This is a genomic window from Loktanella sp. R86503, assembly GCF_042466455.1.
Lineage (GTDB): Bacteria > Pseudomonadota > Alphaproteobacteria > Rhodobacterales > Rhodobacteraceae > Loktanella.
This window is the reverse complement of record NZ_JAXHCI010000002.1, coordinates 693,239-707,165: the sequence shown is the minus strand read 5'-3', so window position 1 is coordinate 707,165 and position 13,927 is coordinate 693,239. Positions and strand designations below refer to the sequence as shown.

At 59.4% G+C, this 13,927-nt stretch carries 12 protein-coding genes; 3 read left to right on the top strand and 9 right to left on the bottom strand.

Annotated features, from left to right (window positions below; genetic code table 11):
* Positions 1–70: 70 nt before the first annotated feature.
* From SJY10_RS04425 to pdeM, 3 genes are read left to right on the top strand one after another with little or no spacing between them, the layout of a single operon-like run.
* Entirely contained in the window at positions 71–1,381 is a 1,311-nt protein-coding gene (locus tag SJY10_RS04425) for an ATPase (protein WP_386679875.1), read from the top strand.
* A 39-nt stretch (positions 1,382–1,420) separates the two neighbouring features.
* Positions 1,421–3,820, top strand: a complete 2,400-nt coding sequence (locus tag SJY10_RS04420) for a ligase-associated DNA damage response DEXH box helicase (RefSeq protein WP_386679873.1) — start codon at positions 1,421–1,423, stop codon at positions 3,818–3,820.
* A 38-nt stretch (positions 3,821–3,858) separates the two neighbouring features.
* Positions 3,859–4,557 carry a ligase-associated DNA damage response endonuclease PdeM gene (pdeM, locus tag SJY10_RS04415; protein WP_386679871.1) on the top strand — a complete coding sequence of 233 codons (699 nt, stop codon included), beginning with the start codon at positions 3,859–3,861 and terminating at the stop codon, positions 4,555–4,557.
* Here the strand turns inward: pdeM and folD are convergent.
* The 9 genes from folD to tolR form a co-directional block, all read right to left on the bottom strand.
* Positions 4,502–5,380: a bifunctional methylenetetrahydrofolate dehydrogenase/methenyltetrahydrofolate cyclohydrolase FolD gene (gene folD / locus SJY10_RS04410; protein WP_386679869.1), complete on the bottom strand. Its 879-nt coding sequence runs from the start codon at positions 5,378–5,380 to the stop codon at positions 4,502–4,504. The genes pdeM and folD overlap by 56 nt on opposite strands.
* 169 nt (positions 5,381–5,549) lie before the next feature.
* On the bottom strand, positions 5,550–6,131 hold the full coding sequence (locus SJY10_RS04405; protein ID WP_386679867.1) for an MOSC domain-containing protein: 582 nt from the start codon (positions 6,129–6,131) through the stop codon (positions 5,550–5,552).
* Between the two features lie 65 nt (positions 6,132–6,196).
* The gene (ftsH, locus tag SJY10_RS04400; RefSeq protein WP_386679865.1) at positions 6,197–8,110 is read right to left on the bottom strand and encodes an ATP-dependent zinc metalloprotease FtsH; all 1,914 of its coding nucleotides are present in this window, start codon (positions 8,108–8,110) and stop codon (positions 6,197–6,199) included.
* 87 nt (positions 8,111–8,197) lie between these two features.
* On the bottom strand, positions 8,198–9,475 hold the full coding sequence (gene tilS / locus SJY10_RS04395; protein ID WP_386679863.1) for a tRNA lysidine(34) synthetase TilS: 1,278 nt from the start codon (positions 9,473–9,475) through the stop codon (positions 8,198–8,200).
* Positions 9,466–10,290 carry a tetratricopeptide repeat protein gene (locus SJY10_RS04390; protein ID WP_386679860.1) on the bottom strand — a complete coding sequence of 275 codons (825 nt, stop codon included), beginning with the start codon at positions 10,288–10,290 and terminating at the stop codon, positions 9,466–9,468. Before SJY10_RS04390 ends, tilS begins: the two co-directional genes overlap by 10 nt.
* Complete coding sequence (gene pal, locus SJY10_RS04385) at positions 10,290–10,817, bottom strand: peptidoglycan-associated lipoprotein Pal (protein ID WP_386679858.1); 528 nt, start codon at positions 10,815–10,817, stop codon at positions 10,290–10,292. Before pal ends, SJY10_RS04390 begins: the two co-directional genes overlap by 1 nt.
* Positions 10,818–10,889: 72 nt before the next feature.
* The gene (gene tolB / locus SJY10_RS04380) at positions 10,890–12,218 is read right to left on the bottom strand and encodes a Tol-Pal system beta propeller repeat protein TolB (protein ID WP_386679856.1); all 1,329 of its coding nucleotides are present in this window, start codon (positions 12,216–12,218) and stop codon (positions 10,890–10,892) included.
* Between the two features lie 103 nt (positions 12,219–12,321).
* The gene (locus SJY10_RS04375) at positions 12,322–13,458 is read right to left on the bottom strand and encodes an energy transducer TonB (protein WP_386679854.1); all 1,137 of its coding nucleotides are present in this window, start codon (positions 13,456–13,458) and stop codon (positions 12,322–12,324) included.
* Between the two features lie 3 nt (positions 13,459–13,461).
* On the bottom strand, positions 13,462–13,926 hold the full coding sequence (gene tolR, locus SJY10_RS04370) for a protein TolR (protein WP_386679852.1): 465 nt from the start codon (positions 13,924–13,926) through the stop codon (positions 13,462–13,464).
* Between the last annotated feature and the right edge of the window lies 1 nt (position 13,927).

Below are 13,927 nucleotides of genomic sequence, written 5' to 3'. Positions count from 1 at the left end.
AGCCATAAACCGCCCTCATACGAAACCGGCACCGGGGGTCCGCCCCGCGTTGGTTTGATGGGGTGACGACTTGAACATGCAAAACACAGGGGTCATGGCCCCGCCCAGCCCGCGGTCTTTGGAAGCGATGGCTTTGCCGTTGCCTATGATGCGCGACATTCTGGTGAAAACCATGTTCCGCATGAACCTGACCATGGTCACCCAACTTGCCCGCGCTGTCTGTCTTCCTGTGAATGTCACGCAAGAGCTGGTGGATATGGCGCGCAGCCAGCTGCTGCTGGAAGCGACGGGCAGCCTGTCTGCATCGGGTAGTTCCGAAATGGGCTATCAACTGACGGACGCAGGCCGCAACCGGGCCAATGATGCTTTGACGCAGTCCGAATATTACGGCGCAATGCCTGTACCGCTGAACGTCTACCGCGAACAGATCAAGCGGCAGTCGATCCGCAACATCCAGATCACACGCGATCAGCTGACTACCGCAATGGGGCACCTGATCCTGCCCCCTGCCCTGATTTCCAACCTTGGCCCTGCGGTCAGTTCGGGCCGTTCCATTTTAATGTATGGCCCGCCGGGAAATGGTAAATCTTCGATTTCGAACGGTATTCGCGATGCATTGGGGGACAAGATATATGTGCCCCGCGCTATCGAATATTCAGGTCAGGTCATAACCGTTTATGACCCGATTGTTCATTCCAGCGCCGAAGATGATGAACAGGACCCGAATTCCCTGCGCCGCACGACAGGTCGGTTCGATACCCGTTATGTGCGCTGTGAACGTCCCACGGTCATCACCGGGGGCGAGCTTTCGCTGTCTATGCTCGACCTTGTCTACAACCCGGTGGCGCGGACCTATCAGGCACCGCTGCAAATGAAATCGACAGGCGGCATCTTTATCGTCGACGACCTTGGTCGTCAGGCGGAACCTCCGCAGTCGCTGGTCAACCGCTGGATCGTACCGCTAGAAGAATCAAAAGATATTCTTGCCCTGCAATCGGGCGAAAAGTTTGAAGTACCCTTTGATACGCTGGTTATCTTTTCGACAAACTTCCATCCGAATGCAATTTTCGACCAGGCGGCCCTTCGCCGGATTTTCTACAAAATCAAGATTGATGGCCCCACCCAAGCCGACTTTCTAAAGATCTTTGCCCTTGTAGCGCGCAAGAAAAAGATGCCCTTAGACGAGCGGACATTGGTGCACCTTCTGAACAACCTCTACCCTCAGATCGACAACGTCTACGCCAATTACCAGCCGATCTTTCTAATTGATCAGATGATCTCGATCTGCGAATTCGAAGGCATTCCGTATCAAATGACCCCTGATATGATTGATCGGGCCTGGGCCAATATGTTCGTCAAGGAAGAAGAGATCGTGCGCTGATCGCTTGACCAAGGGGCCCTGCCGCCACACATCAGGGGGATGAAATTACCCCCTGTCATTCACGACTGGTTCACAGCGCGCGGCTGGTCGATCCATCCCCACCAGCAGGCCATGCTGGACCGGTCCGATGAGCCCGCGCTTTTGCTGATTGCCCCGACGGGCGGCGGCAAAACGCTGGCCGGTTTTTTGCCGACCTTGGCCGAGTTGGCAGATGGCCGGCATCAGGGGCTCCATACGCTTTACGTCTCGCCGCTCAAGGCGTTGGCGGCGGATATCAAACGCAACCTGACGACACCCGTCACGGATATGAACTTGCCGATCAGGATCGAGGATCGGACCGGCGATACCAGCGCCACCCAGAAAAAGCGGCAGCGTGCCGATCCCCCGCATATTCTGCTGACAACGCCCGAAAGCCTTGCACTCTTAACCTCTTACGAGGATGCGCCCCGTATGTTTGCGGGCGTGCAGCGTGTCATCGTTGATGAAATCCACGCGCTGGCAGAATCAAAACGCGGCGACCAATTGATGCTGGCCCTGTCGCGTGTGCAGGCCATGGCACCCGGCCTGCGCCGCGTCGGTCTGTCCGCAACCGTCGAAAATCCGGCCCGTATTGCCAGCGGGCTGGCCTGTCATCCTGACCCCTGCGACATCCTTTATGCGGACCCCGGTCCCGATCCGGACATTTCCATGCTGGTCACTGATGAACGCCCGCCTTGGGCAGGCGGCGGTGCCAAATACGCTATTCCGGCCGTCCTGGAACAAGTGAAACAGCACAAAACGACCCTGATTTTTCACAACACCCGGGCGCAGGCAGAGATTTTCTTTCACAACCTGTGGCTTGCGAATGATACCGACCTGCCGATTGGGATTCATCACGGCAGTCTGGACCGCGACCAGCGACAGAAAGTCGAATCTGCAATGGTTGCCGGATCTCTTCGTGCGATCGTTTGCACCGGCAGCCTCGACCTTGGCATTGATTGGGGCGACGTTGACCTGGTCATTCAGGTCGGTGCCCCCAAAAACGTCAAGCGGCTGATCCAGCGGATCGGCCGTGCCAACCACCGCTACAACGCGCCGTCAAAGGCATTGCTGGTGCCCGCAAACCGTTTTGAAGTGGTCGAATGTGTGGCCGCCCTGCAGGCTGCACGCGACCATGAACTTGACGGCGATCCCCCCGGTCCCGGCCCGCGTGATGTCCTCTGCCAGCACATCCTGATCCGCGCCTGCGCTGGCCCGTTTTGTGCCGATGAATTGTTTGACCAGATTCGTACCGTCGGAGCTTACAGCACCCTAACCCGCGCCAATTTCGACGCCTGCCTCGACTTTTGCGCCACCGGTGGATATGCCCTGCGCGCCTATGATCGCTGGAAACGGCTTCACCTGCGCGATGGCCTATGGCACTTGCGCGATCCACGTGCAACGCGCGATCTTCGCATGAATATCGGCACGATCCAGGACACCGATACCCTAAAGGTCCGCCTGCGCGGTGGCTTCAAGCCCTTAGGAGAGATTGAAGAATCCTTTGCGGCGACCCTTACCCCAGGCGATACCTTTTTGATCGGCGGTCAGATCGTGCGCTACGAATCCCTGAAAGATATGGCGGTGGAAGTCACGCGGCGCGCGGACAAGACCCCGAAAATTGCCACCTTCATGGGCACGAAATTTGCGACCTCCACGCAATTATCACAGCGTATCTTGCGTATGTTTCAACAGGACAGCTGGCCGGAACTTCCGACACACACTGCGGAATGGCTTCACTTGCAACGCGAATGGTCAAAGCTTCCGCAAGCCGATCGCATCCTTGTCGAATCATTCTACCATGATGGCCGCGCCAATACGTGTTTCTACGGCTTTGCAGGACGCAATGCGCAACAAACCCTGGGCTTACTTCTTACCAAAAGGATGGAGGAACTCGACCTTAATCCACTTGGCTTTGTTGCGACCGATTATGCGACCCTCGTCTGGGGTCTGACACCTGTTGACGATGCCGCACAACTTTTCGATCCGGACGCGCTGCACGATGGCTTTGCCGACTGGCTTGCAGGCAACGCCGTCATGAAACGAACCTTTCGCGCCTCGGCGACGATTGCAGGACTTATTCAACGCAACCTGCCGCAAGCTCGCAAGTCCGGCCGCCAAGCTACATTTTCGTCCGATATTCTTTACGATACCTTGGCCAAATACGACCCCGACCACCTGATTATGCAGGTCACCAAAGAAGAGGCCTTGCGCGGACTTGTCGATTTTGGCCGGATCGAAGAAATGCTGATCCGCACGTCCGGCCGGGTCGATCATGTCATTCTGCCGCGCGTCAGCCCCCTTGCCGCACCCATGCTGCTTGAACCCGGCCGCGTGCCAGTCGTCGGCGCAGGTCGTGAACGCCTGATGGAAGAAATGGCTGCCCAATTAATGGAAGAAGCCGGTCTATCCGCTTTGTAATACTTGCACCTCTTTATGAATTTGCTACAGAACAAACTATGAACTCTCATAGCTTTAAATTTGGTGAACAAAGCCTGACAGCCTTGCCATCTGGTGCATTATGGTGGCCCGATCGGCGGCTGCTTTGCGTTTCTGACTTGCACTTAGGCAAATCGGATCGGATCGCCCGCCGCTCGGGTATTATGCTGCCTCCGTATGAAACACAGGAAACACTCTCCAAACTGTCCCAGGATATTGCCCTAACCGACCCGCAAACCGTAATCTGCCTTGGGGACAGCTTCGATGACCTGATGGCCGCAGAAAGCCTGTGCGAAGCGGACTACCTGACGCTTGCCAGCCTTCAGGCCGGACGTCACTGGCTTTGGCTCGAAGGGAACCACGACCCCGGCCCCTTGGCATTGGGTGGCACCCATCTGTCGTGTTATCGTAGCGGCGGCCTGACCTTCCGCCATATTGCAGGCGAAACAGCGCCAGAGGTATCAGGTCATTATCACCCCAAACACACGATCCCCGGTACAGGCAGTGCCCGCCCCTGCTTTATGACGGATGCCAATCGGCTGATCCTGCCCGCCTACGGCGCATATACGGGCGGTTTGCGCGCGACCGACCCCGCGCTAACCTGCCTTTTTCAAGGCGCGGTTTTCGCAATTTTAACCGGTCATCGCGCAATATGCGTGCCAGTCAAACCGTCAGCCCATCCGGCTCGGCCAAATCGTTTGCGCGGCAACAGGCTGTAACTGTATTCGCCAACAGGCAGGCAATTGTCATGGGGCCTACGCCACCAGGAACGGGGGTAATCGCGCCAGCGACTTTGACCGCGCTGGCGAAATCGACATCTCCGACTAAACCAGCTTCGGTACGGTTAATACCTACGTCTATTACAGTTGCGCCTGGCTTGATCCAATCGCCTGGCACCATTTCGGGCCGCCCTACGGCTGCGACAACAATATCGGCCCGGCGCACGACATCCGCCAGATTACGTGTCCGCGAATGGGCGATCGTAACTGTACAACTCTCACCCAAAAGCAGTTGAGCCATCGGTTTTCCCACAATATTGCTGCGCCCGATTACAACGGCATCCATGCCCGTCAGGTCACCATGGTGGTCGCGCAGCATCATCAGACAGCCAAGCGGCGTACATGGCACCATTGCCCGCTGTCCCGTGCCTAACAGACCCACGTTTGAAATATGAAACCCGTCCACGTCTTTGGCCGGATCAATCACGGCTAGAACCTCTGCCTCGTCCATGTGGCGCGGTAGCGGTAGTTGCACAAGAATGCCGTGCACTTCGGGGTTTGCATTCAACTCGGCGACAAGTCGCATCACCTCGTCCTGTGCCGCATCTGCCGGCAGACGATGTTCCAGCGACAACATGCCGACCGCCTTGGTCATTTTGCCTTTTGAGCGCACATAGACCTCTGATGCCGGATCATCGCCGACCAGCACAACAGCAAGTCCCGGGGTGATCCCGTGTTCTTCTTTCAGCCGCGCGACATGCGCCGCAACTTTTTCCCGAACGCGGCCAGCAAAGGCCTTTCCGTCGATAATCGTGGCTGTCATCAGTGCTGCCTTTCCATCGTGTAAAATCGCGCTGCCCTGGACAATTTGACCTGCCACCGCGTTCCATGTCCGCTATTCTGGCACCAATGCGGCGCGCGCGGATGCTGTACAATGCCCTAAATGCTAAAGAAATATAGGCATCCCAAAAAAGCGATAGTTCGCAAGAGTTTTATCCGCGCCAAGCCCGTTGATCAGGAACGTGCAGAACCAAAGTATCACCAATCGTCAGCGTTCCCGGCCGTTCCACCCAAGCTGTAACGCCGCGTAGGCCATTAGCCGCCGCCTTAAACGCCTTACCATGCCCTGGCCGCGATGCTTCGATCGTTTTTGATACAAGATGGCAAGGCTGGTTCAGCATATCCACAGTCAGCGTAACGCCATCCGGACCCTGTAATCGCGCCGACGGCGGTACATGGGTAAGATCATTAATACCGTCGATGACAATGCTTGCACCCAACCAAGCCGGGTCGATGACGTCCAGTTCCAACTTCTTCGCAATGATCGCAAGTTCTGCGGCGCTGACGATGCTCAACTGGCGCACATTGCGGATTTCCGTTCCCTTTGGATGCTGCGTCGTCACACGGCTACAAGACGGACGGGTTAGCCCCGCGTGGAACTCACCGGACATTCCGGCAAATCCCAAGGTCATGGACTGAACATGTTCGCCCACAATTTCAGAAGCATCGCGGTGCGGGACGCGGCCCAGCCAAGTGACGCGACCTGTATGTTCCGTTTTGACAAGTGCTGGCATCTTGTACTTTCACATAGAAAACCCCGCGCTTTCCAGCGCGGGGTCCAGTTTGACTTCGTCCGCCATCAGGCCGACGGTTCAGGCTCCAACCCGCTATCAGCTTGCGGCGACTTGCGCGTCTTGGGCACCGTGGGGATCGCATTTCCACCAGAAGGTGGCGTATCATCCAGATCGTCGCCCCGCTTCAATGGCTCCCCCGCAATGACACGAGTAATCTCGCTTCCTGTAAGCGTTTCATACTCCAGCAGACCCTGCGCCAGTCTTTCCAGATCATCGCGCTTTTCAGTCAGGATACGCTTTGCAGTCTCATAGCCTTCCTGAACGATGGCCTTGACCTTGTCATCAATGATTTTCTGCGTATCGGCAGAGTGGTTCGTTCCGCCGCCGTAATTACCCAGATAAGAGCTTTGTTCGTTTGCGTAGTCTACAAACCCAAGCTCTTCCGCATATCCGAATTGCGTCACCATAGCGCGCGCAATTTTGGAAACCTGCTGAATATCCGACGATGCCCCAGAGGTGACTTGATCCTTTCCGAATACCAGCTCCTCGGCAACACGCCCGCCCATCGCCATAGCGATCTTAGACGTATACTTCGTATAGCTGACACTTAATTGATCGCGTTCCGGCAAGGACAACACCAACCCCAAAGCACGGCCGCGAGGAATGATCGTCGCTTTGTGGATTGGGTCATGCTGCGGGACGTTTAGGCCAACGACTGCATGGCCTGCTTCGTGATAGGCGGTCAGCTTTTTTTCATCTTCGGTCATGACCATGCTGCGGCGTTCGGCCCCCATCATGACTTTATCCTTGGCCGATTCGAAATCGACCATAGTCACGAAGCGGCGTCCCACACGTGCAGCCATCAAAGCGGATTCATTCACGAGATTGGCCAGATCGGCGCCGGAAAACCCCGGGGTGCCACGTGCAATAATGCGCAGATCGACGTCGGGACCCAGGGGCACCTTACGGGCATGAACCGACAGAATTTTTTCGCGCCCTTTGATATCCGGATTAGGCACCTGTACCTGACGGTCAAATCGGCCCGGGCGCAACAGCGCGGGATCAAGCACATCGGGACGGTTGGTTGCCGCGATGATGATGATGCCTTCGTTTGCCTCAAAGCCGTCCATTTCGACAAGCAATTGGTTCAACGTTTGCTCGCGTTCGTCATTGCCACCGCCATAGCCAGCGCCGCGCGATCTGCCAACGGCGTCGATTTCGTCGATAAAGACGATGCAAGGCGCATTCTTTTTCGCTTGTTCGAACATGTCCCGAACGCGGCTTGCCCCGACGCCCACAAACATTTCCACAAAATCAGAGCCCGAGATGGTAAAGAACGGCACGCCAGCTTCGCCTGCAATCGCACGGGCAAGCAGTGTTTTACCGGTACCCGGAGGACCGACCAGCAAAGCGCCTTTAGGAATCTTGCCGCCAAGCCGAGAGAACTTTTGCGGATTGCGCAGAAATTCGACGATTTCCTCCAGCTCGTCCTTGGCTTCATCGATGCCGGCCACTTCGTCAAAGGTGACGCGGCCATGCTTTTCCGTCAGCAACTTGGCCTTGGATTTACCAAAGCCCATCGCGCCGCCTTTACCACCGCCCTGCATGCGGTTCATGAAATAAACCCAGACACCGATCAGCAGCACAAACGGCAACAATCCGATCAGGAAGCTTTGCAGTCCCGACTGTTCCTGACTTTGCGCCGTCACAGGAATATCCTGCGCGATCAGCAGGTTGGTGACTTCTGCGTCCTGCGGTTTGATCGTGACATAGTCGCGACCATCAGTCCCGCGATAGCGGACCTGTTCGCCATCAAGTGTCACGCTGGACACGGAGTCAGATTCAACAGCGGAAACGAATTCCGAATAGCTTTTCGCATTGCTCATCCCGCTACCGGTGCCGCCGCTGAACAAATTGAACAGCGTCAGAACCAACAGGAACAAGACGACCCAAAAGACTATATTACGTGCGTTGCCCAATGAGAGGCTCCTTTGGCATCGGAAAATGACGGAAGTTTATTAACATACCGTGTGTTGTTACCCAAAATAGACATTCCGCCGCAATCTTCAATGCGCAAGCCGCGCAAGGGTCAATTCTTCGCCGTTGCCGGGCGGAATAAGACGATGGCGCACCCCGAAATTCAGCGGCGCAAACGCCACAAGCCGTGTATCGTCCCACACCGCAGGCAGCCCGGCCAGAACATGCCGCGGCGCCCGGGGCTTCGGCTTGTCCGCAATCAGGGCCAAACCCGACTCACCCAGGGCGCGCACGGTTAAGCCATTGATATCCGGCCCCTCCAGCCGCCATCCCGTATCCCAATGACACGATGGTCCAGCGATGTCACACAAGCCAGCAACGGCCTTCGGCTCTCTTGCGACGTATAGCTGGTCCCGGTGCGGGACAATGATCGCCCCCGCAAGCACCGCCGCGCCGCCTGACAATGCGCGATGAACCGCCTCTGACAGCGGTTCAAGGCGTGGACGATAGGTCGCAGCCGTCACGGCCATCACGGCGGCTGCGGCCACTCGCAACTGCGTATCCGCGGCAAGTCGGCCAAATTCGTCCCGGTCCCAAACAACGGCACCGGGGGCAGTCGGATCGGTCCGCGACAAATTGCCCAAGGCAGCCTGCGCCAGAACGTCCAGCGCCTGACGAGCCCGCGCCATATGCGTGGCCGTTGCCGCAAGCGTCGCTGTATTAAGCCCCTCCTGCCCGATTATGGCCCGCATACGCACCCGGGCAAAATCGGCGTCATCGTTGCTAGGATCATCAACAAAAGGAATTTTTAAAGTCGTCACATAATGCCGAAGCGCCGCCCGCGTTTCGGTCAGCAGTGGCCGCAGAATACGCATGCCATTGGCGGTAACATCGTCAGACATGCCGGCCAGGCCATCGACCCCCGATCCACGCGCCAAGCGCATCAAGACTGTTTCGGCCTGATCGTTCTGGGTGTGGGCCATCAGGACCGGCGCGCCGTCCGCTGCGTCGTGCAACAACATCCGCCGGGCGTGCCGCGCTTCATTCTGCAGGTTGCCGCGGCCGTCCCACCCCTGCCAGCGCAGGGTGTCGTGCGGCAAACCAAGGCCCTGCGCCTCTGCCGCGACCATTGCAGCTTCATCGACACTTGCGTCGCGCAAACCATGGTCGACGGTCGCGACCCGCAACGCGATGCCATAGACACGCGCCCAGCCAGCGGCCAGATGCAGCATCGCCATACTGTCCCCGCCGCCAGACACGGCGAGGCACAAACGTTGTGGAAAATCAGGCCCTAGCAACTGCCCCATACGGTCCGCGAACCGCTGCGGCAGGCCGGTTTGCAAAGGATCGCCCGTGTTTACGGACATGCCAGCGCGACGCGCGCATTCGCAGCTTCTGTCACGAACGGGGATGCCGGAAAACGTACTCCGACCTCGTTCAAGGTGACGCAAGCGTCCTGCGTCTGCCCAACGCCGCCCAATGCATTTCCCAGACGGAACAACGCCTCGGCTGCAAACGGACCTTCGGGATTGCCGGAAAACGCTTCCAGATAGGCGCGGGCCGCGTTGGCGGTATCGCCCAAACCGTCCAGGGCACGACCCCGCATCAGGGCCGTTTCCTCTGTCAGGGCTGACCCCGGGTAGGTCGCGCTAAAGGTCGCAAGGAGATCCGCGGCGCTGCGAAAGTCACCGGATGCGAGCGCCTCCTGCGCCCGCTGGTAGTCCTGCTGTTCGCCAAGGGCGAGTTGGGGTTGTTCCGGCAGCGCCGCCGCCGGGGCGGGCACGCTGGATGCGCTATCGACGCCGCCCAGCGACGGCGTGTCGCCAAGGCTGCCGATATCGCAACCGGGCTCGACTTCGCACAGGCGGAATTCCAGATCGCCGATCCGGTTTGTACCGTCGGTGGTGATCCGGTTGATGCGGAACTCCAGCTCTTCGGTCTTGCCCGTCAGGCGGGTCAGTTCGCTTTCAATCGCGTTCAGCCGGTCCAGCGGAGTGTTGCCCACCACGCCAGCCGACAAACCGCCACTGGTCGACAGTTCCGACCGCAGGCTTTGCACGTCGCTATAAAGCGTGCCTAGCTGCTGCCGGATATCTGCCAGCGTTGCATCCTGCGCAGTGGCACCCGTTGCGGTCATGACCGCCAGCCCCAGCAGCGCCCCGAAGCGTGCCGCGCCCCGCATCAGCTCAGCGACCCGACCGAGATAACGGTCACAGCACGGCGGTTCTTGGCATAGCAAGCCTCGTTCGAACACACTTCGATCGGACGCTCTTTGCCGTAGCTGATCGTGCGCAGACGCGACGACGGGATCCCGCGAGAGATCAGGTATTCGCGCACAGCGTTCGCCCGGCGTGCACCCAGCGCGAGGTTATATTCGCGTGTGCCCTGCTCGTCGGCGTGGCCTTCGATGATGGCAAGGTAATCACTGTTGGTCGTCAGCCAAGTCGCCTGACTGTCAAGCGTGGCCTGCCCCTGCGGCGTCAGGCTGCTGCTGTCCACGACAAACAGAACCCGGTCGCCGACCGTCTGTTGAAAGTATTCCGCGCTGCGCGGGTCAGAGGCACCGCCCTGCGGCAGGGCATTGCCCAGAGGCGCGCCATTGCCTGCGGCAGCGTTCAGGTCATCGGCACCGCCAAAACGGTCAGGCCGTGTACAGGCTGCGGTGGACAGGGCCAGCAGAACCAGCATCGCCTTTGTCGTCATCTTCATTGTCAATTCGTCCCTATGAACTGCTGTTCGTATTAATCTATCACGGTTTCCGTAACAGGGAAATCTTTGGCCTTATGGCTGAAGCGGCCCCCAGGCCGCATCGGATGCCCCGCCCTGCACCGGAACCGGCTTCAGGTTGCGGCCGGAAATATCGACCGTGTATAGCGCGGATGTACCGCCCGCACCTTGCGTTTCGCGGGTAAACATCAGCACGCGGCCATTTGGCGACCAGGTCGGTCCTTCGTCAAGGAAAGAGGTCGTCAGAATACGCTCTTCCGACCCGTCCGTGCGCATGACGCCAATGTGGAATTGTCCGCCCTCTTGGTTGGTGAACGCAATCAAATCACCGCGCGGCGACCAGACGGGGGTGCCGTAACGACCCGCGCCAAAGGACACGCGCTGCGGCTCGCCTCCGCTTGCGGACATGATATAGATCTGGCTGCCGCCGGACCGGTCGCTTTCGAAAACGATGCGGCTGCCGTCAGGGCTAAAGCTGGGTGCCGTCTCAATGCTTGGCGCATTCGTCAGCCGCGTCGATGCACCGCTGTTGAGGTCAGAGATGTAAAGGTCCGTATTGCCGCCGTTGGCGATGGAATATACCACCCGGCTGCCGTCCTTGGAAAAGCGCGGGCTGAACGCCATCTCGCCTTCTGCCGTTTGCACCTGCCGCTTGGACACAGATCCCACGTCCAGCAAATTGATGCGCGGGAAACCGGATTCATAGGATGTATACAGAACCCGGTCGCCGGTTGGCGAAAAGCGCGGTGCCAGCACGATCGTGCTGCTGTCGGTCAGGAACTGCGTGTTTGCGCCGTCATAGTCCATGATTGCCAGCCGCTTCTGGCGGTTATCCTTTGGCCCCTGCTCGGCCACGTAAACGACGCGGCTGTCGAAATAGCCGCCCTCGCCCGTGATCCGGCTATAGGCGGCATCTGCCACCTTGTGCGCCATCCTGCGCCATCCGCCGACGGTGCCTGCAAATTGCAGACCTTCGCCCAGTTCTGCGCCGGTAAAGACGTCATACAACCGGAACTTAACAACCAGCTGATCGCCACTGACGCTGACTGCGCCGCCGATAAGCGCCTGCGCATTCACAGCCCGCCAGTCAGGATAGGCGACAGGCGCGCCAAAAGCACCCATCTGGCTGATAAACGCTTCTTGCGGGATTTCGCGGAACAGGCCGGTGCCGGCCAGATCCTGCGCAACAAGTCGGCTGATATCGCTTGCGACCTGCTCTGCCCCGGCGGTTTCCGCCTGAAAGGTCGGCACAGCAAACGGTAGCGGTTCGATCACACCATCGGTAATCGTCAACCGCAGCGGACCGCCCTGCGCCAGCATGGGGGCGGCAGAGCCAAACGCCAAAGCGGCGGCCAAAGCGGCAATCATAAACCGGTTCTTCATCACTCTCGTCCTCACTCGCAGGGCTTTGCGCCCGTTTGCCTGTTGTTGCCACACTATCAAGTGTGGATGTGACTTGCTACGCCCGACAGGCGGTATTTCGCCGTTAGCGCAGACGCATACCCGACGGGTCAAAGGTAATTTCGACCTCTTGCCACTCGCTGTATTTGTCCGCCGGCAGATCATAGCCGTCGGTGCCCTGACAGCGCAGAATGGCGCGGCGGGCTGCATCATAGGCGATCTTCGTGGCTGCATCATCGCCGCCACTGGCCGCGACCTGCCGCACATCGCCCGTCACCTTACCGTTCTGATCTAGGTTGAAGCCAACCGTCATCTGCACCCGCGCGGCCTGGCTGCCGGGATCGACATTCCAGCACCGATTGACGGCCACACGGAAGCCTTCCCGCTCTGATCCGGTCATGGGCGGGCCTTGCGGCACATTCGCAGCCTGGGACGGAGGTGCAGCGGCGGCAGCTGCGGCCTCCAATGCGGCCTGTACGGCGGATTCATCCACCTGCGGGGTTGGTGCCTCTGCCGTCTGCGTTTCGGGCTCCACCTCAGGCGCGGGGGCCGGTGTCGGGCGGTTCGGGCGCGTGCGCGGGCGCGGCGTTTCTGTCAGCAGACCTTGCGGCGTTTCGGCCTCGGTCACGATTTCGGTGGCCGCCTCTTCGGGCGCGGTCTGCTCCTGCGCTTGTTCCACGACAGGGGCATCGGGGGCCGCATCGGGGCTGGCGGTATCCTGCGCCACATCTGCCGGGGCCGCATCGGGCGGCGGCGGCGCGACTGGATCTGGTGTGATCCGCTGCGCAGGGCGCGGAATAGGGCGCGGGCTTGCCGTCAAATTGGGCGCAGCCACAACCTCTTCTGCCGGCGGGCCGGGTGTTGCTGGCGAATCGCTGATCACAGGCACCGGCTCTGGTGGTTCCGGCGCGGGGGGCGGCGGCAGATCCGGGGTTGGCGGCTGCACCGTATCAGGCGGCGGGGGCGTCGCAGCGGCCTCTTCCTGCACCGGCACGTCCGGCGCCGCCTCGGCACTGGGGGTTTCAGGCGCTTCGGGGGGCGCTTCAGTCGGATCAGGCGTCGTCGCCGCGACGATGGCAGCAAACTCTTCAGAGCTGACGACAGACACTTCGCTGACTTCGAACGGCAGGGGTTCGGAATCAAACCCCCAGCCGCCGATCAGCCAGACCAGCAGCGCCAGATGTCCGGCGGCCGAGACATATGTGCCGGTCGTGCGTTCCATGATTTAGTTGCCCGCCTCCGCGGCAGGCGCGTTCAGCGCCGTCCCGCCGATATCGGTAACAAGTCCGATGTTGGAAAAGCCTGCTGCATTCAGCGCGCCCATCACCTCTGCCACCCGGTTCCAGGCGTTGCCGCCATCAGCGCGCAAGAAGATGCGGTCGCTGGTCCGCTCTGCCGCAATCGCCTGCAACTTGGTGACCAGTTCAGCCTCGGCCGTATCGGTATTCTGGATCGCAAGCGTACCGTCACCCTTGATCGTGACGGTGAGCGGTTCTTCTTCATCACTTGGTAACGCATTTGCGGCAGTCTTGGGCAATTCCACAGGCACACCAACCGTCATTAGGGGGGCCGCGACCATAAAGATGATCAAAAGCACCAGCATGACGTCCACAAAGGGCGTGATATTGATTTCGGCCATTGGCTGCGCCCGCCCGCGCCGCCGCCCCCGCCGGTTGCCAGCCTCTGCCATG